Origin of the sequence: Aquimarina sp. AD1 (genome assembly GCF_003443695.1) — a bacterium.
GTDB classification, from domain to species: domain Bacteria; phylum Bacteroidota; class Bacteroidia; order Flavobacteriales; family Flavobacteriaceae; genus Aquimarina; species Aquimarina latercula.
Genome location: NZ_CP031966.1, coordinates 4,190,377 through 4,217,265 on the forward strand (window position 1 = coordinate 4,190,377; position 26,889 = coordinate 4,217,265).

Consider the following 26,889-nt stretch of genomic DNA (forward strand, 5'->3'; position numbering starts at 1 on the left):
AAACTATTTATGATTGGTTTCAAATCCGTAAATAGTGGTTTGCATACCAGCAATTTTCCAGGACCCATTTATTTTTTCCATAAGTCTTGTTTCACGTTTTAGTCCACGTAAAGAGTCCTTTAATTCATATGTTACCCAAGCACCATTGCCGTAAAGACGTATGTCTATGTCTTTTAGTAGTTTTGGTATAGGTTCAGGTTCTGGATGTTCCTCAATAAAAGTTTTTACATATAAGCTTATTTTATTCCAACCCACAGACTCCGAAAAAGTACTGTCTGCAAAGTTGATATAAGTTTTTGTTATTTTTGGATCATGTACCCACGTTTTTTTCCAGCTTTCGTAATTTCTGTTAAATGCAGCTTTGGTTTCATTATTTAGCGTTTTTAGTATAGCTTTTTTTTCTTGTTCTATGTCAACTGTTTGTTTTGTGGTTTGATTAAAATTATCAGGTTTAGAGTCTTTGCAACTTAAAATTAATAGTAAAATAATGGGCGCGAATATTGAGAATACTTTGTTCATCATCTTTTGTTTGATTGATTTATTTCTTAGGTGCTTCGAAAGACGTTACTAGTCAGAACTTCTATTGGTCTTTCGTTTTATGTTTCTTCGCATAAATAGTAATAGTAGAATTATTGAGCTTAAAATTAAACTAAGTAATAAGATATCCCAATCTCCATTTTTTACTTTGTTTTCAAACTTATCAAGGTTAATTTGATTTCTAATCAGGGAATAGTTTCCTAGAGCTACGTTTGAATCAATGTCTACATTTAAATATTCTGTTCTACAGGAAAAAAAGTCATATTCAGTGTTTGCAGAATTATCCAATGCATTAGGCGAAACCAAATAATAACTGTTAATTTTAAAATTAGATAAGTATGGTCGACATAACATACCATTATCTCCTAATATTTTTATTTTCTTTCGTTGTTCGTTGCCTTTATATTTTTTTATTATTTCAACAGTCATTGAATATGGCATTTTACCATTATGACCTAAGATATCTTCGTCAAGGTATTTGTCAAAGGAAATTATTTTGACTAAAGCAACGAACTCCGAGTTTTTTATAGTTCTACTAAATGAATCGTTCCAGGCAAATGTACAACTACAAGCAAAGACATTCGATGAGTAAAAGAAGATAAATAATATTATTAAAACAGAGCGTATCAAGATTGTTTCTTTAAAGAATGCCAATCAAGTTATAATAATATTATAACATCTATCACCTTATTTCATTGTCTATAACGATTTACAAAGATGTATTGTTTTATGGCTATTTCAATTATAGATTCTAAAAATAACTTAAAATTTCGCATTTAGCAAAATGATATAGTTCTAGGTAGAAAGTTTTGTGAAATGCATTAATTATTAATGTCAATACTATCAATCGTCAGATTTCGGAAAATAACGTCTTTTAGATCGTTTTTGTTTAAGGGTTTGTTTACTAAGTCATTCATGCCAGCTTTTATACATTCTTTTTCTACTTCACTAAGCTCAGAAGCGGTTAATGCAATAATTGGAGTAGAGGTATCAAACTCTCTAATTTTTAGTGTTGCTTGCATACCGTCTAATACTGGCATATTAATATCCATAAGAACAATGTCAAATGTTTCTTTTCGCAATATTTCTAAAGCTTCCTGACCATTTTCTGCAATGGTACTTTGACAATGAATGTTTTTTAGTAGATTTTTGGTTACTATCTGATTGATCTTGTTGTCTTCTGCAATTAGTATTTTTGTTGGAAATAAATTTGAGATGTCTATATTATCATCATTATTTGGTTCCGAAAAAGAATCCTCAGGGATACCAACAGTAATAGTAAAAAAGAAATTGGAGCCAATATTTTTTGCACTATGACAATGTATATCGCTATCCATTAGTTTTAATATTTTTTTGACAATATGTAGCCCTAGTCCAGTACCCTGTTTGTTATCATAGACGCTCCCTAATTGGGTAAACTCTTCAAAAATATATGCAATTTGATCTTCTGGAATTCCTATACCTGTATCCTGTATTTCGAATCGTATGGTAGCGGTATTTGCTTTTTTATCTATAAGCTTTGTTCTAATCCAGATGGTCCCATTTTCCGTAAATTTAATGGCATTACTAATTAGGTTAATCAATACTTCAGAAATTCTGATCGTATCAATATTGATAATTTCCGGAAGAATATGGTCATACTCTAGCTTAAGTTGATTATTTTTTTGAGAAGCTTGATACTCTAAAGTTTTTATAATGCTTTTTACATGACAAAGTAGGTTTACTTTAGAATTTATTAGGTTTACTTTTTCGGAGTCTATTTTGCTAACATCTAAAACTTTGTTTACTAAGCTAAGTAAGTAATCGGCGGAAAAATTCAAAGAATTTAATAATTCTATATCTTTTTCTGGTCGTTCTTTGTTTTCTAATAACATAGAAGATATTCCCGCAACACCATATAAAGGAGTTCTTAGCTCATGACTAATAGTAGAAATAAATTGGGATTTTATTTTACTTAATGTTTCTGCTTGATTTTTTGCTTCAGATAATTCTATATTTTTTAGTTTTAGAATATCACTTGTTTTCTTTTTCGCATGATATTCTCTAAAGTAAAAGAATAGTACACCAAACACTAGTATAAGCCCTATAATTGTTATGTATATGATCGTTTTGTTATTTTTATCAATACTAACCAATAAATCCTTTTCTCGTTGACTAACTTTTAGTTGACGTTTGTATTTTTCTACTTCGTGAATATTGGATTGAATGCTATGTAGAAACTCTTTTTCTTTTTTAAATTCTGAGCTATCGGATAATTTGTTTAAAAGGGTTAAATCATTAGTGTTTTTAAATTCTTGTCTGGATTGTGCGAATAATATGCAGGGGAGTGCAATTATTGTAAACAATAATGTAATTTTTTTCAAGGGGAGTTGAGTTTTTGAATTGAGTAATTTGTGCGGGTATTTTTTTTATCTTATACAAAGGGGTTTATAATAAAACAATTAACTATGTCAAACCCCTAATTTTTTTACTGTAAAAATATAATTAAAGAGCTTTTGCAAATTTATCGCTAATATTTTATAAGAATATAATTTTTTGGGGAAATTTTAGTTAAAAATTATTTATGATGTTTTGCAATACAGTTTCTTAGGTCTTCTTTGTTTAATGGTTTATTGATAAGATCATTCATTCCTGCTTTTTTACACTCATCAGAGACTTCACTAAGCTCCGAAGCAGTCAATGCAATTATTGGAGTAGTAGTATCAAATTGCCTAATTTCTATTGTAGCTTGAACTCCGTCCATAATGGGCATATTAATATCCATTAGGATTAAATCAAAAGATTCCTTTTTTAGAATTTGTACGGCGTCTATTCCATTTTCTGCCATTATACAACTACATCCAATATTCTTAAGTAGATTTTTAGTTACTAATTGATTGATTTTATTGTCCTCTGCAACAAGAATCTTTGCAGAAATATTAGTTGTACTTTCCTTATTTTCGGACTGATTGTTTAGATCATTTAAGCTTTCGGCAATGTCTAATTCTAAATCAAAATAAAATAGAGATCCTATGTTTTTTTTGCTTTCGAAATAAATTTGACTACCCATTACTTGAACCAAATTCTTAACAATGGAAAGCCCTAAACCAGTTCCTTGTTTATTATCATAAACACTTCCTACTTGAGAAAATTCTTCGAAAATATAATCTTTTTGATCTTCAGGTATACCAGTTCCAGTATCTTCTACCTCTAATCTTATGGTAACGGTCTTATCATCAGTTGATAGTAGCTTAACCCTAAGCCAAATCTTTCCTTGGTGGGTAAATTTAATAGCATTTCCGATTAAGTTGATTAAAACTTCAGATATTCTTAAGGCATCTATGTAAAGTAATTTTGGGATGCTGTGATTATGATCCAAAATCAAGATATTATTTTTTTTATGAGACTGATATTCAAAAGATTGTAATATATTTTGGGACAATGAAAATAAATCTGTTGGTGTTTTGATAAGTTCCTTTTCTTCCGAATCAATTTTACTAACCTTTAAAACTTTATTCACTAAGTCAAGTAAATAGTCAGCTGAGAATTTAAGTGAATTAAGTAGCTTTTTATCTTTCTCTGATTTAGCGTCATTTTCAAGTAAAATAGAGGAAATACCTACCACTCCGTATAGAGGAGTTCGCAGTTCATGGCTAATAGTAGAAATAAATTGGGATTTAATTTTACTTAATTGTTCAGCTTGAGATTTAGCTTCGGATAGCTCAATATTCTTAAATTCTAATATTTCGGAGATTTTTTTCTTAGATCGATATCCTCTGTAATAGAAGAAAACTATGCCTGCTAATAATAAAAGTGCCGTAGTGGAAATAAAAATAATCTTTTTGTTGTTTTTATCTATATCTAATAATAGGTCTTTCTCTCTTTTTGCTATTGCTAGCTGTTGTTCATATTGATCTACTTTAAACCTCATTTTGGTAGTCTCATCGGTTTTAGATCTTGCATTTTCAAAAACTTTCTGATCATTTTCATTCAATAACTTGAGATCATTAATCGCTTTTGTATGATCACCTATCTTTTCATACATCTCTGATCTATATCGATAGAAGTAACTTTTTCCTTTTGGCCAATACGTTTCATCCTTTAAGTATTCGAAGGATTTATCGAAGTTTTCCTCAGCTCTTATAATGTCGTTATTTTGAGCATAATTTCTCGCTCTTAAGAGGTAAAGCGAACTTCGATCTGTTTGCACACTATCCGGAATTGAACTGTCAATACTATCGGCTTCTCTTAAATATATTGCAGCTTCATCAAACCTGTCTAGATCCATATATGTCCATATTAAATTATGTAATGGTATCTGATATTGCTGGATATGAGGATTTCCTTTTCCTAGTTTGACAGCTCTTTTATAATATTTTAAAGCATTCTCATAGTCCTTGTTACCATCATAATATACATTTGCTAAACTGTTCAGTACATATGGTAAAAGAACTTTATTTTTTGTTTTTTCCGTATATTCTAATGACTTTAGAAAGTTTTTCGTAGCATTTTCATAGTCAATGATTTCATATTGTACGGTTCCCATCAATAAATATCCGTGTGATAAATAGTGGTTATGTCCTAGGTCCTGAGCATAATTAACCACTTTAAAAGCGTATTCTAATGAGGCGTACATATCATTAGCGACTCTTAATTTCTCCGAAGTTCGTAATAAAACATCTAAAGTATCAATTTTTTCAAATAGAGGCTTTTCTTGGGAGAAAGAGGCAAGTGAAAAAATAAAGACAAAATATATATATATTGGATTTCTTTTCAACGTAAAATAACTTTTATTAAAAATGATTATACTCGATGCAATAACATATTTAGTTGCATTATATAATTTCATTTTTACATTCTAAGCCCCAATATTTTTAATCATTTAGCCAATGTATTCATAGCTAATTGTTTTTAAGAGTGATATAATTTAATAAAATTATGGGGTTTATTTGTTAAGATCTAAGAGAAAATTCAGTGTCGAAGACTCTTAATTTTTGATAAAACGGGGAGATTTACGCTTTTTTTTTAGAAAATATATTTGTTGTAATTATTGATTAAGTCGTTATTGCAATTTATTTAAGTATCGTTTTTTCGGATATCTAAAGACATTTACATAAATTTCAGCGTTGTACTAATTGTAAGAAAATTGTTTAGCCGATTCAGAAATTATGTGAATAAGCATCCTAAGAAATTTTTTCTTATTGGAGTTTTTCTTATTTGGTATTATTTTTCCTTACCAAAACCATTATTTGATGATCCTACGGCAACCGTTTTAGAAACCAGATCTGGTGAGTTATTAGGTGCTAAAATTGCAAAGGATGGACAATGGAGATTTCCCGAAACTGATAGTGTGTCTAAAAAGTTTGAACATTGTATTCTTGCATTTGAAGATCAACAATTTTATAAGCATTTCGGTTTTAATCCAGTTTCGATGATTGAAGCTATTAGTGAAAATATAAAAGCGGGCAAAATAGTTCGAGGAGGAAGTACTATTACCCAACAGGTCATAAGACTTTCTCGAAAAGGGAAAAAGAGAACCTATTTCGAGAAATTGAAAGAGCTGATTTTGGCTACAAGATTGGAGTTTGGAGCTTCTAAAAAAGAGATTTTAAGATTATATGCTTCCAATGCTCCTTTTGGAGGTAATGTAGTAGGGATCGATATGGCTTCTTGGAGATATTTCGGATTACCAGCTCATCAATTATCTTGGTCAGAAAGCGCAACTTTAGCAGTTTTGCCTAATGCTCCATCATTAATTTACCCTGGAAAAAACCAGGTACAATTGTTACGCAAAAGAAATAGATTGCTGAAAACCTTATTAGAGAAAGAAGTTATTGATTCTCTAACCTATGAGTTATCCATAAGCGAATCTTTACCTCAAAAACCATATAGTCTTCCGCAAGAAACACCACATTTATTAGATCGTGTTGCTCATACGAATAGAGGGCAAAGGGTACGGACGACTATTGATAGATCTTTGCAACAAAGAGTAAATCAATTAGTAGGACAGCATTATACATTGTTACGTCAAAATGAAGTACATAATATGGCGGTATTGGTATTGGATGTTGATACTAGAGAAGTGATGAGTTATGTAGGTAATTCACCAACAGATAAGGTGCATCAAAAAGATGTAGATGTTATTAGAGCTGCAAGAAGTACAGGAAGTACACTCAAGCCCTTATTATATGCTGCTATGATGGATAAAGGGGAATTATTACCTGAGCAACTGGTATCTGATGTGCCTACTGTAATTGCTGGATATACTCCTATGAATTATGATGAAACTTTTAGTGGAGCAGTGTCGGCTAGTACTGCGTTAGCTAGGTCTTTAAACATACCTGCGGTGCGACTATTACAAAAATATGGATTACAGCGTTTTCGAGATGAATTAAGTGTGTTTAAGATTAAAGATCTTAAGTATAGTGCTGATCATTATGGTCTATCACTAATTGTTGGTGGGGCAGAAGGTAATCTTTGGGATTTATGTAAAACGTACGCGGGATATTCGGGTACGCTTAATCATTATGAAAACTCTTCTAGTGAATATTTTACAAAGGAATTTACAGAACCAATTATTTTAGCAAATGAAAAAGTTGATTTCGGAAAAAAAGTGAAACAAAAACCAGTTGTAGGAGCAGGAAGTATTTGGTTAACTTTTGAATCTATGAAAAAAGTTAACCGTCCTCAAGGGGATGAGGCTTGGGAATTTTATGATTCATCGCGAGAAATTGCCTGGAAGACAGGAACGAGTTTTGGAAATAGAGACGCTTGGGCTATCGGAGCAAGTAAAGATTATGTCGTAGGAGTATGGATTGGTAATGCAGACGGAGAAGGAAGACCAGATCTTACCGGATTAAATTCTGCAGCACCTTTGTTATTTGATGTGGTGAATTTATTACCTAATTCTAATTGGTTTCCCATACCTTATGATGATTTAGTAATGGCCAAAGTTTGTGCTAAAAGCGGTTTTTTAGCGTCAAAAGAATGTCCTGTTAAAGATGTCTATGTCCCATTGGCAGGAACCAAAACCAAACCTTGCCCTTATCATCAATTAGTTCACTTAGATCCTGTAGAGGAATACAGAGTTAATTCTTCCTGTGAATCTGTTGATAGAATGATACATCAACCTTGGTTTGTATTACCACCTTTGCAAGCGTATTATTATAAAAATAAGCATGCAGATTATAGATCTCTACCTCCTTTTAGATCTGATTGTAGTACTGATTTATTGGCAAGTATGGCTTTTATCTTTCCGAAAGGTAATAGTAGTGTTTATCTACCTAAAGGGTTTGATGGTAAAATAAACGAAGTAGTTTTAAAAATTGCTCACACGAAACCAGAGACAAGAGTGTTTTGGTATATCGATGATCATTTTGTGGGAGTTACTAAGCAATTTCATGAAATGCCAGTACAGCCAAGTCCGGGAAAACATGTTATAACTGTGTTAGACGAGAATGGTAACGAATTAAAAAAGAAAATAGAGATAAAGGAATAAGTCCATATCCTAGTTCGAAAATTAGGATATAAACTTATTCTTTGATCAATAATTGATTACAATGGTTTGTAAACTAAACCAAAAGAAAAAGAAGTTTCTTTGTTAAAATTACGACCATCTAGGTTGTGATTATAAGCTGTAGAGACACCTATTTCATTTTTATATACAGGTATATATAAATTTAGATTTAAATTGGTGTAATCAACCTCCGTTTGAGGGAGCGCTCGAGGACCACCAGCTTCCACAAATTCTGGTGTTCCGATATCTAATCCATCCATAGAATCCTGAACGGCTAATTGTACGTGGGTATAAAAATGACTGTTAAAATATCCAATCTTAATGCCGTATACTTGAGCATTAGGTACATCAAAATCACTATTATCTTTTAAACTATATCCATACTGAAGTTCTGTAAAAAAATTAACATTCGTCGTTAGTTGTGCTAAAACATTTGCTTGAATACTATTTGCATTATTCCCCAAAGACAGAACACCTTCTGCTTCATAATTGCCGACAGGAATACTAGCTCCAACCGCAGCACCTAATCCTAATCTTCCTAAGGATTTCACATTCTTTTCTAGTATTCTTCCTTTTATAAATATACTTAGATCCTGAATCCCTTCAACACTAGAAGTTCCTTGAACAGGATCTGGTTCTCCATTTTCACTTTCTATAAAAATATATGGCATATTAAGAGAAGCGGATAACCAATTTGTGATTCCATATTCTCCATATAAATTCACAATATATGAAGATATTGCACCCAACCCTGCTGGATTTCCATCAGTAAGTTCATTGCCTCGGTAGAATCGATCATATTGTTTGTAAGAATAACTAGGAGCTATGGTGAGCTCATTTTTTTGTGGATAGAATCCACTAACTTCTGTTTGTGCAACTATCGGAGTAGATAGACATAATACGAGTAATGTCTCTAAAAGAGACTTTTTAGATTTGTGTAACATAAATATTTTATTAATGGTTAATAAGTCTCCTTAGACGGGGACAATTCTCCTTTAATTACATTTAAAAATGTTACAAATTTGTTAATTGAAAAATAGTCAGTTTACGATCTTTTTTTTACCAATTTCTGAATGGATGCTTACTTAATTGCGAATTATAGAATTTAGAATCTCCGGTAACTTCCTTTCCTAACCAATCTGGTTTTTGAAATTTTTCATGTTCATCGGACAATTCTATTTCTGCTACAATCAAACCCTCATTTTCGCCATAAAATTCATCTATTTCATACATATGATCTCCTACTGTAACTTCATAACGGGTTTTTTGGATAACACCTTTTTCACACAATTGTAATAACGCTTGCGCTTCTTTGATATCAATTTCCTTTTCCCACTCAAAGCGAGAAGTGCCCGAATCATTACTTCTTCCTTTGATAGTTATAAAACCTTTTTCTCCCTTGATTCGAACTCTTACGGCTCTTTCGGGATTAGAATTTAGATACCCTTGAGATATTTTGGTTTTTTTTTGAGCTATATCTTTAAAAGAAGTAGATTTTAGTAAGAATTTGCGTTCAATTTCAATCATTAATGTTGTATAATAGTATCTTCTCTCTAAAAGAGTAGATTTGAAAATTACAAAAATTTATTATTTTCAAATCTACACCTAGAAATTTAAAAAAGTCCTTATTTAGACCATTTTTTGATATTTCTTTCATTTAATCTAATCAGATCTTTATTTCCTGCTTTTTTTGATAATTCCAGAGATTTTTGAGCTACCTCGATAGCTTCAGGTTTTCTATCCATATCAGCCAAGATTAATGATTCACGATATACTTGAAAGAATAAAGGATTTTCTGCTTTAGTAACTTTTTGGATATAACTTAATGCAGTATTTAGATCTTTTTGTGTCTCGTGCAGATATAATGCCGCTTGGAAATAATCAAAATTTGATGGACCAGAAAGTACCTTCTCTATATTAGACATTGTTTTTTCGTGTGTGTTAAATTTTAGTGGTAGTATTATTTTTATGGTACCCCAAGAAAAAACTAGTTCGGCACTATCAAGAGTGATGGTATCTATATATATTAAAAATGATTCTGAGACCTCCTTTTTTTCAATGGTTTTGGTTGTAAAACTTACTATAGGTTTTTGATTTACATAATTAGTCCAATTCCCTGATTTATAAGTGTATAAATATACTTGCCAATTAGATTCGTTGGGTTTAGTAAGAATAGTATAGGACCCTTTTTTTAGTGCTATTCCAGAAATTGTTAGATCATCACTAAACGAAATTTTAGTAGCAGCGTTTGCACCTGTACGCCATAACTCACCAAAGGGAATAATACCATTTTCTCCAAAAATGATTCGATTTCTTTTACTAGGTCGAGAATATTCGATCTCAATTTCTGTTAATCCAACGGTTTGTGTAGTTTTAGAAGATGGACTTAGTGCAGGAACTTTAAGTTGCGCGTTCACAGTCGCGACAGTAATTATACTGAATAAAAATATTTTGAACATGATGTTGTTTTAATAAGATTATAGATTTGAGAAGTACTCTTTTGGTGTAGTACCCATTAAATCTTTAAATGATTTGTTAAATGTAGTTTTAGAATTAAAACCTGCTTCTTGAGCAAGACCGTAAAAGGTCATGTTTTTTGCTTGATCAGTTTTTGCTAATGCAATAAATTCTTTGATTCGATAGTAGTTTACATATTCGAAAAAATTCATTCCTATACGTTCATTTAATAAACGAGCTATCTCTGGATTACTCACTCCAAGCATTTCAGCCAGTTCTGATTTCAGTAATTTTCTATTTAAGTAAGGCTTTCTATCTATCATTAAATGCTCCAATTTAGATTTTAAATTATCCAATTCTGGATTAGATAGTTTGGACTGCGCGTACTTTTTAGGTTTAAGTAGTGAAGGAACTTTAAATAAATCAGGTTCTTTCATACCATAAAAAGTTATAAATAATATTATTAGCGCAATGCTTATCCAGATAACTTGCCAACTTGTTCTATTGAATAACTCCAAGTCTAGAAGCCAATTAATAAACATGATAGACCAACAAACCAAACAAACCCCTATCGCAATTAGAAAATTAAGGAAGAATTGAGATTTAATATGATAACTTAGCTCATTTTGAATGTCTTTTTTAAATCTTAGAAAAATTTTGAGACTCATAACCCAATATGTAATATTGAATAGTAAACCTATTGCAATAAAGACTAAAGTGATTTTAAATTGCTCTCCTGTTGTATTTCTAGTTTGTAATACCTTATCCGATGGTATTATAAATGCGATAGTAACACCAATGTTATATGCCACAGCAGGTAAATAATGAAGTAATTCTTTATACGAAAAAGGTTGGTTTAATAAACTAGATCGTGTAAAGAGATAAATAGTAGCTCCAAATAATAGTGTTGAAAATTCTGAAAAAATAACCCATCGATAATTATCACCGAAAAAACCTGAAATATATAAAACCCGTCCTGTTAGCCCAATGGAAAGTACCAACACTAGAAATGCTATATACTTATTGATGTTTTTTCTTTTTTCTCTAGAAAAAATATAAATAAATAGCAAAAACAAGCTTTGAAAATATCCAAAATAGACAAGTTGATTTAGGAATGTCTGCATATAAACAAGATCTTTTTCGGGTTTAATATACTAGTTTAAAACAAACTGATTTACGTGCAAGATACCTTTATGATTCATTTTAAGATTTTCTTTATAAAAAGAATCAAATGCAGCCTTGCTTTCCCATTGAGTAATAACAAGTAAATCAGGATTATGATAATAGCCTACAACTGATTTTCCGTTTGTGAGTTCTATAATTTTCTTACCGCCATTAGCTGATGATTTTTGTAACCATTGCTCCTTGAATTTCTTGAAAGATGTGGTCTCTTTTTTCCAGTATGAAGTGGCAACATTGTATTTGGTTTTATCTATTTTGAAAGAAATGTCTTGAGGCATTTCATAGTATGTTAAATTAAATAGTGACCAAATATTTCTTCTTTGTACATGAAAATCAGGAACAATACCTTCAATTTGAGCTATGAATTCTTCACGATTTTTTAAATCTTTCCATTTACCAAATATAAAATTAGAAGGCTGTATATTGCCTTGAGTTGTTTCTGAAATACCGAAACCGGGTAATGGTTTGTAGGTTTTTTCGATGCCAACAGGAAAGATTGTTTTTTTGTATTTCTCAAAGTCTTTTTTGGTTCCAGGTTTAGTAGTTAATAATAGAATATCTAGAATTTCACCTTTTTTAAAGTCATAAGATTTAATGTCAGATTGGGCAAAAAGATTTAGTGTAAATAAACAGCTTGCAAATAAGATTAAGCTTTTGAATAACTTCATAATTAGTCATTTTTTAATTGTTTGTACTTTTTTGAACAAATTTAGAAGCTTAAACAAATACTCAGTAATAATAGGGGCTTAGAAACATACGCATACGGTATGTGAACTAATTATAGCTGTTTTTTAGTGTGAATTGTTTGTATTTCATCCGAAACTATTCTTTTCTTTTCAGAAGAGTTATTTGCTAACCATATCATTGCCGACGCTATTGTTGTAGGATGAATAGAACGGTATTTTTTTAAAGGTCCAAAGAGTAGAGGATTTAGAATCTTCATGAATTGTTTGAAAAAATATTCTCCTGCTCTTTTTTCGTTTCTTTTTCCGCTAATTAGTGAAGGTTGTAAAATATGTGTTTTAGGTATTTCAAATGCTAATATTGCCTCTTCCATTTCACCTTTGGTACGGTTATAAAAGATTTTACTATCACTATCAGCACCTAATGCAGAAATTACGATAAAAGTCTCAATTTTATTTTGAACACAAAGCTGTGCTGCGGTAACAGGGATTCCGAAATCAATTGAACGATAAAGACCTTTATCTGGAGTTTTTGAATTTGTGGTTCCTATACAACAAAATACTTCGTCCGCTTTAAAATTGTCTGTGATTGATTTTAGTTGCAGTACGTTAATCAAATGTTCTTCAATTTTGGAATGCGAAATGCCTATTGCTTTTCGCGAAAACAATTTGATTTTAGTATAACGACTATCATCAAGTAATGATGCTAAAAGAATCCTTCCTGTTAATCCTGTTGCGCCAAGTATGATCGCTGTTTTGGACATGTTGATTTTGTTTTTTTAGGAAATAGGAACCTTTTACAGTTATCGTTTAATATCCCCTAAGGAATAAATATTTCATAAGTAAACTTGGTAGTAACATTGTACTCACTTATCCGCTGTATCGGTATTTATTTGACAGAAAATTATTTTTGTTCGACCATAACTACACTTTCTGGTCTACAATCTTCGTTATCTCCATCAGCAGTTGAAGTTAACTCTACGACCGCTTTGTCTTTGTTAGTAGAATCTAACTGTAGCAAGATACTATAATCAGATTTACTGTCTTTGTATTTAGTAACTTCAAAAGAAACTCCCTTATAGCTGCTCATAAAAGGTTCTTTTTTTGGTTTAATACTATTGGCTCTTCCTTTGATGGTTTTTTTACAAGAATTATTGTTCCAAGTAAGTGTATATTCCACGATGTTGTCAGAAATCCAGGAGATTAACAAATTTTGAGAGTAACTACCATTAGCATCTTTTTGTTGAGCAACATATGTTTTGGTAGCAATAATGGTATTGACGATTTTAGTTTCAGTATCTAAATCTTTAGCTACCTGCGTAGTATTAGTTTTATTGTCTTTTAATTCATTAGAAGATTTACTTTCCGATTTACAACAGATAAATGCAAAGAGTAGAAGTAGGGTGTAATTTTTCATTTTTTAAATATAATTTAGTTCAAATTGATTGGGATCAATAAAGCAAGATATTATTTTTATCTCATAAAATCTATACAAATATAGTAATATCATTTTTTAGAAGTATTTAAGAGTCAAATATTTACTCGTTAAACCGTGTAATTTTAGTTGATAGCCAGTATGTTGGGGTTTATTTTAAATGATTTATAACTACTATTTTTGTAGTGTACAAGAATGAAAAGCGATAGAAAAATAATACATGTTGATATGGATGCATTTTATGCATCTGTTGAGCAAATGGATAATCCAGAACTTAAAGGAAAACCTTTAGCGGTTGGTGGTGGTGGAAAACGAGGTGTGGTAAGTGCAGCGAGTTATGAGGCAAGAAAGTTTGGTGTGCGTTCTGCAATGCCTGGATTTACGGCCAGAAAACTATGTCCTGATCTATTGTTTGTTAGACCTAGGTTTGATAGATATCAAGAAATTTCTAAACAGATCCGTAAGATATTTTTTGATTATACAGATTTAGTAGAACCACTTTCTTTAGATGAAGCATATTTAGATGTTACCGAAAACAAAAAAGGGAATCCAAGTGCATCTTTGATTGCCCAAGAAATAAGACATCGCATTTTAGAGGAAGTTGGATTAACGGCATCTGCAGGAATATCTATTAATAAGTTTATTGCAAAAGTAGCTAGTGACTATAACAAACCAAATGGACAGAAAACTGTAAATCCTGAAGAGGTATTAGGTTTTTTGGAAGATTTGGATGTCAAAAAATTTTATGGAGTAGGAAAGGTCACACAAGCTAAAATGTATCAGATGGGTATTTATACAGGTAAGGATTTAAAAACAAAATCTGAAGAGTTCCTTACTGAGCATTTTGGTAAATCTGGAGGGCACTATTATAATATAGTTAGAGGAATTCATCTAAGTGAAGTAAAACCGAATAGAGAAAGAAAATCATTAGCAGCCGAAAGAACATTTAATGAGAATATATCCTCTGAGATATATATGTTAGAACGCTTAGAAAATATTGCCGAAGAATTACAAAAACGATTAAAAAGGAGTAAAGTTGCTGGAAGAACGGTTACTCTAAAGATTAAATATAGTGATTTTACGTTACAGACACGGAGTAAGACATTACCATATTTTGTTAATGACGCTGATATTTTATTAGAGACATCGAAAGAACTATTATACCAGTCAGAAATGAAAAATTCGGTACGTCTTTTAGGAATTTCTTTGTCTAATTTGAATACTGGAAATAAAGATCAAAAAAAGAAAGAAAAAGAAGAAATTGAGATTATACAGCTCAGGTTTGATTTTTAGCAAGGTCCTTTTTTTAGTATTACTATAGGCACCAGTTATAAAATTAAGTAAAAGTCAGCTAAGTAACTGACCTTTACTTTTTCAATTTTTAATGATGATTCTTACTCATATATGTATTTAAATGTTCCATCGGTTATATTGAAATCAATGGGTGATGAAGGGTCAAAGGTTCCATCCACTGTTGTAAATGAAAAAGTTCCGGTTACAGTGTTTGTTGAGGTATTTACTTCTGTGATCTCAATTGTGCCATTTTTCGTAGATTCATCTATTTCGTTAGTAAGGTCTAAAAAGTCGATAAAGTGAGAAGGTGTGGTGTCGAAGGTTTCAGGACCTGTTTCATAAGAACCAACAATAATATCACTCTTTTTTAACCAAATTTTAATTTCTTTACCTCCTATAACACCTCCCTCTCGACCAATTAATAAAACAAAGTCTTCTTTTGGGAAGTAATTGAAAATAGTTGTGCTAGACGGTTCATTATTTCCAAAAGGATTATTGGCTTGGAAATCTTCTCCATTTATTTTAGCCGTCATTGCATAATTACTATTTTCAGGTGACGAGTCATCTGATGATGAACATGATAAAAAAGTTAAGACTGTGATCGTAATAAAAAGGATAAATTTAATTTTCATAAAGCTCTGTTTTTAGTAAATGATTAGCATAAATGCATCTCAGAATAATTTTAGATTTTATATAAGTAACACTTTACATTAAAATGTTACTTTATAATTCAGCTTTTGAAGCTTAAATATTAGGATAAGATTAAATACTACATAATATTTCTGCAGCGCTTTTTAGAGTATCATCCGTTTTTGCAAAACAAAACCTAAGTACTTTGTCATCTTGTTGATTTAGATTAAATACTGAAACAGGTATAGAAGCAATTTTGTATTCTTTTGTTAACCTTTCTGCGAAAGTTACATCTCCCTCATCCGTAATATTGGAGTAATCTAATAATTGGAAATAAGTCCCGGCAGCTGGGACGTATGAAAATCGAGAATCTTTAATTAATGATAAAAATAAATCTCTTTTTTCCTGATAAAAATTAGGTAAAGACATATAATTTTCAGGAGTTTTTAAATATTCGGCTAAGGCATATTGCATAGGGTGATTACTACAGAATACATTAAATTGATGTACTTTTCTGAATTCTTTCATCAACTCTTTAGGAGCTATACAGTATCCCATTTTCCAACCGGTAGTATGAAACGTTTTTCCAAAAGAAGCAGTGATAAATGCTCTTTCGGATAATCCAGGAAACTTTGCAACACTTTGATGCGGTTGACTGTCAAAAATTATATGTTCATATACCTCGTCACTAAGTAAAATAATATCTGTGCCTTTTAATAAGTTTTCTAGTTTTAGCATATCCTCTTTGGATAAAATTGTTCCTGTAGGATTATGAGGTGTGTTGATAATAATCATCTTTGTTTTAGAAGTAATTTTATTAGCTACTTCATGCCAATCAACGGTAAAGTTAGGAGTGGATAATTGTACAGGAATAACTTTACCCCCAAAAAGTTTTACTGAAGGTTCGTAAGAATCATAAGCAGGTTTAAATATTATAACTTCATCTCCTTGGCGGATAAAAGCAGAAATAATAGTAAAGATCGCTTGGGTTGCACCTGAAGTAACGGTTACTTCAGTATCGGGGAGATAATTACTATTATATAAAGTATTTGTTTTTTCCGCAATGATTTCTCTAAGAGATACCAGGCCAGGCATAGGAGCATATTGATTATATCCTTTTTGCATTGCGTTAGTAACCAAATTCGTTAGTTTACTATCCGTTTCAAAATTTGGAAAACCTTGAGACAGATTAATTGCTTTATATTCATTTGCCATATTACTCATAACAGTAAAAATAGTGGTAGATACTTCTGGAAGTTTGGAATGTATGTGTCGCATGAGATAAAATTAATATGATTATAAAATGCAGTATTGTCTTTTGTTCAAAGTTAGCACTATATTTCAAACGATTTCGTAATGAATCCTCAACAAAATTTGAATTCTATTTTAATTCATTATAAATACTGCATTACTGTATCAAAATCTTGTTAAAAACAAGTTTGAAGCTTATTTTTGCTAATCAAATTTTTAAACATTCTTAATAATGAGTGGATTGATAAAATCTTCAATAGCTAGAAAGGTTGCGATGGCACTTTCGGGACTTTTCTTAGTATTTTTCTTATTACAGCACTTTACGATCAATTTTACTTCTATTTTTAGTCCGGATACTTTTAATGAGTTGTCTCATTTTATGGGTACAAATCCTTTGGTTCAATTTGCGCTGCAACCCGTATTAATTTTTGGAGTAGTTTTCCATTTTGTAATGGGATTTATTTTGGAAGTAAAAAATAGAAATGCAAGAGCGGTTAAATATGCAAAATATAGCGGTGGGGCTAATGCTTCTTGGATGTCACGAAACATGATTCTTTCAGGTTTGGTAATTTTAGCATTTTTAGGATTACATTTTTATGATTTCTGGATTCCAGAAATGGTTCATAAATATGTAGAATTTGCACCAGAAGATCCAACTCGTTATTATCACGAGCTCTTAGAGAAATTTGTAAGTCCAGTACGCACAGGAATATATGTGCTTTCATTTGTTTTCTTAGCATTACATCTTTGGCATGGTTTCGCGTCTTCCTTTCAATCAGTTGGTTTTAATAATAAATTTTCTGTGGGAGCGACTAAGTTTGCTAAAGTGTTCGCTATTGTAATTCCTCTTGGATTTATAATCATATCCTTGGTTCTTCATTTTAATCATAATCATTAAAACCACTATTATGTCAATTTTAGACTCTAAAATACCAGAAGGTCCACTGGCTGATAAGTGGACAAAACATAAAAATACAATTAACCTGGTAAATCCGGCAAACAAACGTAATATTGATGTTATTGTTGTTGGTACTGGATTAGCAGGTGGAAGTGCTGCTGCTACTTTGGCAGAACTTGGTTATAACGTTAAAACATTTTGTTATCAAGATTCTCCAAGACGTGCACATTCTATTGCAGCACAAGGAGGAATTAATGCTGCAAAAAATTATCAAGGAGATGGAGATTCTAATTATCGCCTTTTTTATGATACTGTAAAAGGAGGAGATTATAGATCAAGAGAAGCAAATGTATATAGATTAGCAGAGGTTTCAGGAAATATAATCGATCAATGTGTTGCACAAGGTGTGCCTTTTGCACGTGAATATGGTGGATTGTTAGATAATAGATCATTTGGAGGAGTATTAGTATCTCGTACTTTTTATGCTAAAGGACAAACTGGACAACAGTTATTACTTGGAGCATATTCTGCAATGAATCGCCAGATTAATAGAGGTAAAATACAAGCTTTCAATCGTCACGAGATGTTAGATCTTGTAAAAATAGACGGTAAAGCTAGAGGTATTGTAGCCAGAAACTTGGTAACCGGAGAAATCGAACGTCATTCTGCACATGCAGTAGTATTGGCAACTGGAGGATATGGAAATGTATTTTTCTTGAGTACCAATGCAATGGGTAGTAATGTAATGGCAGCGTGGAGAGCACATAGGAGAGGAGCCTTTTTTGCAAATCCTTGTTATACTCAGATTCATCCTACATGTATTCCTGTATCAGGTGATCATCAATCGAAGTTGACACTGATGTCTGAATCCTTGCGTAATGATGGAAGAATTTGGGTTCCAAAGAAAAAAGAAGATGCTGAGGCTATTCGTGCAGGTAAATTAAAACCTACACAATTATCTGAGGAAGAAAGAGATTATTATTTAGAAAGAAGATATCCTGCATTTGGAAATTTAGTTCCACGTGATGTAGCTTCTAGGGCTGCAAAGGAACGTTGTGATGAAGGCTTTGGAGTTAATAAAACAGGTGAAGCTGTATATCTTGATTTTGCGGCTGCAATCCAACGATACGGAAAAGAAAAAGCATTAACTTCTGGTATTCATAATCCAACTGCAGAACAGATATTGGAATTTGGAGAAAAAGTAATAGAGGATAAGTATGGTAACTTATTCCAGATGTATGAAAAGATCGTTGATGAGAATCCTTATAAAACACCAATGATGATTTATCCTGCAGTACATTATACAATGGGAGGTCTTTGGGTAGATTATAATTTACAGACAACTGTTCCTGGATGCTATGCAGCTGGAGAAGCTAACTTTTCTGATCACGGGGCAAACAGGTTAGGTGCTTCTGCTTTAATGCAAGGTTTAGCTGATGGATATTTTGTATTACCATATACAATAGGAGATTATTTATCACATGATATTAGAACAGGAAAAATACCTACAGATACTCCAGAGTTTGATCAAGCAGAGAAGGATGTAAAAGATCGAATCGAAAAGTTAATGTCTGGATCTGGAGAGCATTCTGTTGATTATTACCATAAAAAATTAGGTAAAATCATGTGGAACAAATGCGGAATGTCTCGTAATGAGAAAGGATTAAAAGAAGCAATTGATGAAATTGCTGCTTTAAGAGAGGATTTTTGGAAAAATGTAAAAGTTCCTGGAGATGCTAATAGTATGAATCCAGAGTTAGAAAAAGCAGGAAGAGTTGCAGATTTCTTAGAATTGGGAGAATTATTTGCTAAAGATGCTTTAGATCGTAATGAATCTTGTGGAGGACATTTTAGAGAAGAGTCTGTAGAACAATCAGGAGAACAAAAAGGAGAAGCATTGAGAGATGATAAAAACTTTAAGTATGTTTCTGCTTGGGAATACAAAGGAGAACCTAAAGATGCTGTGCTTCATAAAGAAGATTTAGTATTTGAAAACATTGAATTAAAAACACGTTCTTATAAATAAAAGCTATGAATCTTACATTAAAAATATGGCGTCAAAAAGATGCCCAATCTAAAGGAAAGATAGTAGAGTATCCGATATCTGGAATTGAAGGAGACATGTCTTTTTTAGAAATGCTAGATGTGTTAAATGAAGAATTAATTACCAAAGGTGAAGAGCCTGTAGTTTTTGATCACGATTGTAGAGAAGGTATTTGTGGAGCTTGCTCTTTACAGATTAACGGAGAACCTCATGGACCAGATAGATTAGTTACTACTTGTCAGTTACATATGCGAAAGTTCAATGATGGGGATACTATTTTTATAGAACCTTTTAGAGCACAGGCATTTCCTGTCGTAAAAGATTTGATGGTAGATAGAAGTGCTTTTGATAGAATTCAACATGCTGGAGGTTATATTTCAGTAAATACTTCTGGAAACACTATAGATGCGAATGCTATTCCAGTAAATAAAGAAAATGCAGATGATGCTTTTGCCGCAGCAACTTGTATTGGTTGTGGAGCTTGTGTAGCCGCTTGTAAGAATGCTTCTGCGATGTTATTTACATCAGCAAAGGTATCTCAATATGCATTGTTGCCACAAGGACAAGTAGAAGCGACTGAACGTGTAATGGCTATGGTAAATCAAATGGATGAAGAAGGGTTTGGTAATTGTACGAATACAGGTGCTTGTGAGATAGAGTGTCCTAAAGGTATTTCTTTAGAGAATATAGCACGTATGAATCGAGAATATCTAAAAGCAAGCTTGAAAGGATAGTTTATTAAGTACATACATAAACAAGAGGAAAACTCCAAATCAATTGATTTGGAGTTTTTTTTTGAAAAGGAATGTTTTTTGTGGTAACATTTTTCTAACTAAAGACATTAATTAATAGATGATACGTTAAGTTAAATGATTTATATAATTATGGAGTAAATTCGCCTGCTAAGTTTATGGATCATGAAAAATATTATATCGAGATTGATGGTAGGATGGTGCATCTTAAAATGAATAAAAGAAAGATTGTAAAAATCTTTTCCTGGCAAACAAAATGAGTTAAAAAGTTATATAAATAAAGAAGGTTTAAACTTTAAGAAGGAAGTGGATTTAGTTAGATTGGTGGCATATTATGATACGCTATTGGTAAAATTATTTTGTTAAACGCTAAAACTCCAAATAGCTAAATATTTGGAGTTTTTAGATAATCCCCGAATGCAATGTATAAAATTATATTCTATTTAATTGTCCTACTTATCCTATCAGCTAGTTGTGCGAAAAAGGATGTAGTAAGTCAGGATATTATGCGAGAAGTAGAAGGTCTGGTTACCAATGATGAAAGAAGGTTTTTCTTAGAAGAAATACAGCAAGTGAATTGGAAGATACGTAAACAGATTAATGATATTGAAATGGTATATGGTTATGATAGTAAAGAAAGAAAAGAAGCTTTTCAATTGATGCTACAAACTAATAAAATTAATCTACAAAAAATTGAATTATATTTAAAAAAGTATGGCCATCCATCTGCTGCAGTGCATGGAGATTTGGCAGCAAAAACTCCTTATATTATAATTCATCATTCAGGAAACTTAGCATCTAAAGAGCGAAATTTTGAGCATCTCTATAAAGCATATAAGCATGGAGATTTAGGACCAAGCAATTTTTCAGTTTTTTTAGGTAAATATTACACTTCAAAATTCGATAAACAATATAATTTACCTTAGTTTTTGAAATAGATTAGGGTTTCAATATTAAAGAAGTATCATGAATAAGGTTATATATTGCTTGATCTTTATATTAATATTAGGTTGTAATAAGGAAGATAAAATAAGCAAAGAAATTGTTCTTGAGGTTAAGTCTTTGTATACTAATGATGAGAAGATGGCTTTTTTAGATGAAATACATTTACAAGATCAAAAAGTTCGTAAGAATCTTGCCGAAGTAGAGCTAGAATTTGGGTATGATAGTGATGAGAAAAAGGGAGCGATACAGCAGATGATTAAAAATGATCGAATTAATCTTCAAAAAATTGAACTGTATTTGCAAGAATATGGGCACCCGTCTAAAGATACACTAGGAGAACTAGCGGCTGGAACTCCCTGGATTGTTATTCATCATTCAGGAAACATTGAGTCAAGGCAAAGAAACTTTACCTATTTGTATAATGCTTATATAAATAAGGATCTTAAACCCGGTAGTTTTTCGTTTTATCTAGAAAGGTTTCATCGTATGAAATTTGGTAATCGATTTACACTTCCTAATCCATATAAACAAGAACAATTAATTGATTCTTTAATCAAACGTTTAGATTTATCAGGCTTAACTAAATAAATACAGGTTTCTTTTAAAGCTGTATTGCAAGTCGTGTTGTAAATTTTTGGAATCAATAATCTTACCTTTTGAAGGAGTGTCAAAATCATAATCGGGAACCGGTAATTCCATTTGTTTACAGATTGCACTATAATAGGCCGATTTTTTAGGATGATCAGGGTAAGATGCATTAAAGGTTTTATTCCACTTGTCGAGCTTGATAATTTTTTCGATAATTCCAATACAATCTTCCCGATGGATAAGATTTACTGGGGCTAGAGGATTTTTAATATTTTTCCTTTTAGATAGCATTGTTGCCGGATGCCTTCTAGAATCAAATAAACCTGCAAAACGAAGTATAACAACATGAAATTTTTTATTTTCTTGTAATAGTTTTTCTACTTCTATTAGCTGTTTTCCTGCATTTGTAGTAGCATTAGGAGTAGTTTCTTGCGTAATTAGAGGGAAACCATATTCGTCAGAAAAAACGGAGGTAGAGCTTATAAAAATTACTTTTTTAATTGTTGATGTTTCAATTAAAGGAACTAATTTTCTAATTTTAGCTACGAAGTTACCTTCAGGATTTCTGCGTAATCCTGGTGGGATATTAATAATTAATATGTCACTTCCATCGAGAAAAGACTGAGTGTTGCCCTTAGGCCCATTTTCAGTTATTTCTAACAGATACGAGTCAATCCCTTCATTTCTAAGGTTGTCTAATTTACTTTCTGTTGTAGAAGATCCCTTAATTATGTAGTTTTCTTTTAAAAGAGCTTTGGCTAAAGATAATCCTAGCCACCCAGTTCCTAATACACTAATTTGTTTGTTCATTATCTTCTGATAGATTTGAAGATTGATTGGTTTGCAAAGATGCAGAATCTTTGATTTTTTCGACATATTCTAATGTCAATGTTTTCTTAATAGTTATGGCATCATTTAATACAAATGGTTTTGGAATCATCGTTTCAGAACGCTTAGGAATAGAAAATAAATCGTTTTCTAGCAGGTCATAAGAAGATTCATAAAGAACAATCTCTGGAACTGAATCTTTATGAAATTCCATTTTTAATTCTAGTGATTCATTATTCCTTAGATGATACGTCAGTAAGCGATTACCAGTACGTTCAGTAAAAGAGTTTTTTACAAAACCATCTTTGCCAGTTATATCTTTAGCAGAAATACCGTTTGCAGATAGCTTATTAAATTTAAAAGACTTTCGTATAAATAAATCCATTCTATTAATATTTCTCTGTGGTCGTATGCATAAATCTAAAATTCTTGTATCTCCTTGTATACTATCAAAAGAAGTTTCTATTTTCGAAGAACTAATGTTTTTTAAAGGAGCTTCGTTAACATAGTTAAAAGAATTACTGTACTTACTTTCGATAGTGTTTTGATTCCAATCTTTAGCAATGTTTTTAAGGCGGTCAATATAGTTTTTAGTCCAAGAGTCTAGCGTATGATCATAAGATGCCCAATATGCTTTGTTATTGTCCTCATGTATGATGTAAACCAAACTGTTAGGTTTTTGTCTTTCTTTGGTAAAATCTGATTTAATATGAGATGTACCAAGACAGGCTAAAGCAATTACGAAAGCAACTGTACCCAACATACTTTTCTTAGTATAAAAACCAATCACTGGTAATAATAATGTACATAATAAAACTGTAAGTACAGAAGAAGCAAACGTTATTTTTAATCCTAAGGCCACAGGGAAAGTCGCAATAAAAGGTGCCATCATAAAAATAGAAGGTAGACATAGAATTAGCATCAATAAAGGAAATGGTCTCTTTTGGTTAATCAATACAAATTGACATAATAAACATAATAATACCGGAATGATAAAATAGCTTGCACCTTCTAAATATACAGCAGCAGCTCCGCAGATTAGTATCCAAAAAAATAATGGAGCTACTAATATACTTGGCAGTTCTTCTACATTATTAAAGATACTGTATACTTTAAAAAATGCTGCTATAGCAAGGAATATAGCTCCAGCTATATAGTAATATCCATTGTATGGAAATCCATGTAATATGTCGTGATACTCTGGGTATATTATTAGCACTAATTTCCATAGCCCAAAACCAAGCACTCCTGCTAATCCTGCTGAAATAATAAATGCTAAAAATCCGCTTCCAACTTCACTAAAATTAATACGAAACCTTGCCTTGCCATAGATAATAAGTCCAATGAAAAGAAAAATGGCTATTCCAAGTAGAGGGTAGATCCATTTAAATGGATATTTAATAATTTTGAATATTGGAATATTAAAATATAAAAAGTCTTGTTCTGATTTTAGGTTAGAAATATCAGCATCAGAAAAATAGGTTAGTAATGGCATTAAATAACTACCCTGATGTTGTAATGTGTTAAGGTCAAGGTTTTGCCAAGTATCATTTGCTGTGTGATAATCAAAATGATCATCGATGAAAGCAAAATTGTACCCTTCAATATTTCCGTGTTTTCTAAAAACGGTTAGGTCCGTATCGTTAGGAAGTAGTTTATAAATACTATAGGCTAGAGAGTTTGTTACAGGGAATTTAGGGTCGGCTTTGATGAATTCTTCAATCATTTTACCATTTTTACCATTGGTTTCCATTAACATAAAAGAATTTCCTCCACTTCCTCTAGCTTCAAAATTAAGTACTAATCCGATATCTTTTGCCCATTGGTGTTCCGACACAAATAAATCTGCACCATTTAGCCCTAATTCCTCTGCATCTGAAATACAAATAATAATATCGTTAGTCGGAGTTTTATTTTGACTTAAATATGCTCTAATACTTTCTAAAATGGTCGCAACACCGCTTGCCGCGTCACTCGCACCATAAGAAGAGTGTTGACTACTATCGTAATGTGATAATAAGAGTAAAGCTTTTCCAGGTTTGGCACCTTTTATTTTTGCTATGATATTTTGGGGTTTACTCATTGTCCCTTTATCGCCCAAGGAAAATCCTTCTTGAATTTCTGGAGATAAACCTAATTTTTTAAGTTCTTCTAGGATATAGTTTTTTGATTCTTCATGCCCTGAGCTTCCTAAATAATGTGGTTTTTTAGAGATTTTTTTAACGTGCTCTAATGCTCTTAATGTAGAGAACTCTTGTTCTGGTGTGTCCAAACCTGATATTTGTTGAGGCATACTACTATAAAAGGTATACCATACAGATAAAAGAATGCATATGAACGTGATTACTGAAAGAATTTTTTTCATCAGTTTTTAGTTTGTTTTGTTAGTCTAGATAAAAGTATATCGTCTAAGATTTGAATAGAAGAAGACAAGTTTTTAATAAGTAATAGAAATAAACTCACTTTTGTCAAATTGATTCTTATTTCCCTCATTTGTTTAATATCCTTTAAGATAGTTTACGCGAACCATATTTTTTTAGGAAATATCTAAATTTTGATGATTCGAATAATTTTGATAAAGGTAATAAAATCAGATTTTACCATCGTAAATGTTAAAATGCTATTGAATAAGTAATTGAAAATGACTATATTTAAGATTCACTAAATCACTATTATTATGGGAATTATAAGTTTTCAGGGCGCGAGAACCAAGGTAAAAAAGCAGGATAATACTCCAATTAAAGTTTCAGATTACATGACCAGAAACTTGATCACTTTTTCTCCAGAACAATCTGTAATGGAAGTGATGGAAACCTTAATAAAACATAAAATTTCTGGAGGTCCAGTAGTTAATGAACGAAATGAATTGTTAGGAATTATTTCTGAAGGAGATTGTATTAAACAACTAAACGAAAGTCGTTATTACAATATGCCAATTGACGATGCTAATGTAGAAAGGTTTATGGCAAAAAATGTGGATACCATAGACGGTAATATTAGTATTTTTGATGCTGCTAATAAATTCTTAGAGAGTAAAAGAAGGCGTTTTCCAATATTGGAAAATGGTAAGTTAGTAGGACAGATAAGTCAAAAAGATGTTATGAAAGCAGCTTTACAGATGAAAGGCCAAAACTGGAGAGACGTATAAGTAAGTTTAAGTCGTTTTTTTTGATTTTTTTGCTTTAGAAAGATCAGTAATGATAAGTTTATGTTCGCTATCACCTGATATGTACATACTTTTGGAAGAATATCGGTCAAAGTTATGATCGGATTCTTTCCAATTTCCTATACCCAATATTGTAATCTCTTCACCTATTTCTATCGCTCCTTCTTTATAACGAATACTTTTATTAAAGCCTAAAAACCCTGTGCTTTCTTTTCCATGAGATTGAAGGAACTTTTCTAAAAAAGTAGGTGCATCTTTCCAAGTTCCAGAAGTGTATTCAACATCTTGATCGAGGTATGTGATTTTACTTTTTTTCGGGATATTTGTGTCAATAATTGCTTTATTTCCGTCACTTTCTAGAATGAAATTTTGATATTTTTCTTCGGTAATGATTGTTCTCCAAGAGCTGTTTTTTCCATTACTTCTTTTTTCTTCTACCTGAATTTTATAATACAAACATTCTCTTTTTCCAATAGGCGAAATTAAATGTTGATCAATAGGTAAAGCTTTACCCTTAACTTTAATGTATTCGTTTTCTTTACAAAGAGGGATTTTTTTAAAAGAATGTTTTTTTAACTTCCTTAGCATCCTATTTTTCTTACTATAAACTTGAGATAGAATAAAAAAAACGATAATGCCGAATAGAAAAATGAAAAAGAATCCACTATCTCCTATAGCCATTAATTGAAGTTTTAAAAAAGACAT

General features: G+C 31.5%; 24 protein-coding genes. 8 read left to right on the forward strand and 16 right to left on the reverse strand.

The genetic code is table 11. The annotated features are described in order from the left end of the window. Positions 1-3: 3 nt before the first annotated feature. The 4 genes from D1815_RS18085 to D1815_RS18100 all read right to left on the reverse strand — a co-directional run bounded on the left by D1815_RS18085 (position 4) and on the right by D1815_RS18100 (position 5,365). A complete protein-coding gene (locus D1815_RS18085; RefSeq protein WP_035085449.1) occupies positions 4-519 on the reverse strand; it encodes a hypothetical protein in 516 nt (171 codons plus the stop codon). A 48-nt stretch (positions 520-567) separates the two neighbouring features. Further along, positions 568-1,167 carry a hypothetical protein gene (locus D1815_RS18090; RefSeq protein WP_147404049.1) on the reverse strand — a complete coding sequence of 200 codons (600 nt, stop codon included), beginning with the start codon at positions 1,165-1,167 and terminating at the stop codon, positions 568-570. Between the two features lie 191 nt (positions 1,168-1,358). Next, positions 1,359-2,900, reverse strand: a complete 1,542-nt coding sequence (locus D1815_RS18095) for a response regulator (RefSeq protein WP_118388716.1) — start codon at positions 2,898-2,900, stop codon at positions 1,359-1,361. 194 nt (positions 2,901-3,094) lie between these two features. Then, the gene (locus tag D1815_RS18100) at positions 3,095-5,365 is read right to left on the reverse strand and encodes a response regulator (protein ID WP_118388718.1); all 2,271 of its coding nucleotides are present in this window, start codon (positions 5,363-5,365) and stop codon (positions 3,095-3,097) included. A 321-nt stretch (positions 5,366-5,686) separates the two neighbouring features. On the opposite strand from D1815_RS18100, the gene pbpC reads away from it, so the two are divergent. After that, positions 5,687-8,014, forward strand: a complete 2,328-nt coding sequence (pbpC, locus tag D1815_RS18105) for a penicillin-binding protein 1C (protein WP_233557467.1) — start codon at positions 5,687-5,689, stop codon at positions 8,012-8,014. Positions 8,015-8,070: 56 nt separating this feature from the next. On the opposite strand, the gene D1815_RS18110 is transcribed toward pbpC, so the two are convergent. The 7 genes from D1815_RS18110 to D1815_RS18140 all read right to left on the reverse strand — a co-directional run bounded on the left by D1815_RS18110 (position 8,071) and on the right by D1815_RS18140 (position 13,771). After that, positions 8,071-8,976, reverse strand: a complete 906-nt coding sequence (locus D1815_RS18110) for a transporter (RefSeq protein ID WP_118388722.1) — start codon at positions 8,974-8,976, stop codon at positions 8,071-8,073. A gap of 115 nt (positions 8,977-9,091) precedes the next feature. Then, the gene (locus D1815_RS18115; RefSeq protein WP_118388724.1) at positions 9,092-9,559 is read right to left on the reverse strand and encodes a CYTH domain-containing protein; all 468 of its coding nucleotides are present in this window, start codon (positions 9,557-9,559) and stop codon (positions 9,092-9,094) included. A 98-nt stretch (positions 9,560-9,657) separates the two neighbouring features. After that, positions 9,658-10,491 (reverse strand): DUF2911 domain-containing protein, encoded by an 834-nt coding sequence (locus tag D1815_RS18120; protein ID WP_118388726.1) that lies wholly within the window; start codon positions 10,489-10,491, stop codon positions 9,658-9,660. Positions 10,492-10,509: 18 nt separating this feature from the next. Next, a complete protein-coding gene (locus tag D1815_RS18125; protein ID WP_118388728.1) occupies positions 10,510-11,613 on the reverse strand; it encodes a helix-turn-helix domain-containing protein in 1,104 nt (367 codons plus the stop codon). A gap of 30 nt (positions 11,614-11,643) precedes the next feature. Further along, positions 11,644-12,339: a hypothetical protein gene (locus D1815_RS18130; protein ID WP_027393266.1), complete on the reverse strand. Its 696-nt coding sequence runs from the start codon at positions 12,337-12,339 to the stop codon at positions 11,644-11,646. 110 nt (positions 12,340-12,449) lie between these two features. Further along, entirely contained in the window at positions 12,450-13,118 is a 669-nt protein-coding gene (locus tag D1815_RS18135; RefSeq protein ID WP_118388730.1) for an NAD(P)H-binding protein, read from the reverse strand. A 140-nt stretch (positions 13,119-13,258) separates the two neighbouring features. Next, positions 13,259-13,771, reverse strand: a complete 513-nt coding sequence (locus D1815_RS18140) for a hypothetical protein (protein WP_118388732.1) — start codon at positions 13,769-13,771, stop codon at positions 13,259-13,261. A 213-nt stretch (positions 13,772-13,984) separates the two neighbouring features. Here D1815_RS18140 and dinB point away from each other — a divergent pair, with 213 nt between their 5' ends. Beyond that, positions 13,985-15,082: a DNA polymerase IV gene (dinB, locus tag D1815_RS18145; protein ID WP_118388734.1), complete on the forward strand. Its 1,098-nt coding sequence runs from the start codon at positions 13,985-13,987 to the stop codon at positions 15,080-15,082. Positions 15,083-15,183: 101 nt separating this feature from the next. On the opposite strand, the gene D1815_RS18150 is transcribed toward dinB, so the two are convergent. After that, the gene (locus D1815_RS18150; protein WP_118388736.1) at positions 15,184-15,714 is read right to left on the reverse strand and encodes a DUF6252 family protein; all 531 of its coding nucleotides are present in this window, start codon (positions 15,712-15,714) and stop codon (positions 15,184-15,186) included. Between the two features lie 130 nt (positions 15,715-15,844). Further along, positions 15,845-16,990, reverse strand: a complete 1,146-nt coding sequence (locus tag D1815_RS18155) for a methionine aminotransferase (RefSeq protein WP_118388738.1) — start codon at positions 16,988-16,990, stop codon at positions 15,845-15,847. A 205-nt stretch (positions 16,991-17,195) separates the two neighbouring features. On the opposite strand from D1815_RS18155, the gene D1815_RS18160 reads away from it, so the two are divergent. The 5 genes from D1815_RS18160 (at position 17,196) to D1815_RS18180 (ending at position 22,190) form a co-directional block, all read left to right on the forward strand. Further along, positions 17,196-17,861 carry a succinate dehydrogenase cytochrome b subunit gene (locus D1815_RS18160; protein ID WP_108803280.1) on the forward strand — a complete coding sequence of 222 codons (666 nt, stop codon included), beginning with the start codon at positions 17,196-17,198 and terminating at the stop codon, positions 17,859-17,861. A 10-nt stretch (positions 17,862-17,871) separates the two neighbouring features. Further along, entirely contained in the window at positions 17,872-19,887 is a 2,016-nt protein-coding gene (locus D1815_RS18165) for a fumarate reductase/succinate dehydrogenase flavoprotein subunit (protein WP_118388740.1), read from the forward strand. Between the two features lie 5 nt (positions 19,888-19,892). Beyond that, positions 19,893-20,639, forward strand: a complete 747-nt coding sequence (locus D1815_RS18170; protein WP_027393274.1) for a succinate dehydrogenase/fumarate reductase iron-sulfur subunit — start codon at positions 19,893-19,895, stop codon at positions 20,637-20,639. 440 nt (positions 20,640-21,079) lie between these two features. Further along, on the forward strand, positions 21,080-21,583 hold the full coding sequence (locus tag D1815_RS18175; RefSeq protein WP_120650147.1) for a hypothetical protein: 504 nt from the start codon (positions 21,080-21,082) through the stop codon (positions 21,581-21,583). A gap of 40 nt (positions 21,584-21,623) precedes the next feature. After that, complete coding sequence (locus D1815_RS18180) at positions 21,624-22,190, forward strand: hypothetical protein (protein WP_120650149.1); 567 nt, start codon at positions 21,624-21,626, stop codon at positions 22,188-22,190. Here the strand turns inward: D1815_RS18180 and D1815_RS18185 are convergent. Together D1815_RS18185 and D1815_RS18190 are read right to left on the reverse strand one after the other, a co-directional pair. Further along, a complete protein-coding gene (locus D1815_RS18185; protein ID WP_118388746.1) occupies positions 22,179-23,000 on the reverse strand; it encodes an NAD(P)H-binding protein in 822 nt (273 codons plus the stop codon). The genes D1815_RS18180 and D1815_RS18185 overlap by 12 nt on opposite strands. Beyond that, positions 22,984-25,383, reverse strand: coding sequence for a M28 family peptidase (locus D1815_RS18190; protein ID WP_118388748.1), 2,400 nt, complete (start codon positions 25,381-25,383; stop codon positions 22,984-22,986). The genes D1815_RS18185 and D1815_RS18190 overlap by 17 nt, the downstream gene beginning before the upstream one ends. A 312-nt stretch (positions 25,384-25,695) precedes the next feature. On the opposite strand from D1815_RS18190, the gene D1815_RS18195 reads away from it, so the two are divergent. Further along, positions 25,696-26,166, forward strand: coding sequence for a CBS domain-containing protein (locus D1815_RS18195; protein WP_027393279.1), 471 nt, complete (start codon positions 25,696-25,698; stop codon positions 26,164-26,166). A 6-nt stretch (positions 26,167-26,172) separates the two neighbouring features. Here the strand turns inward: D1815_RS18195 and D1815_RS18200 are convergent, their stop codons facing one another. Beyond that, a complete protein-coding gene (locus D1815_RS18200) occupies positions 26,173-26,889 on the reverse strand; it encodes a hypothetical protein (RefSeq protein WP_118388750.1) in 717 nt (238 codons plus the stop codon).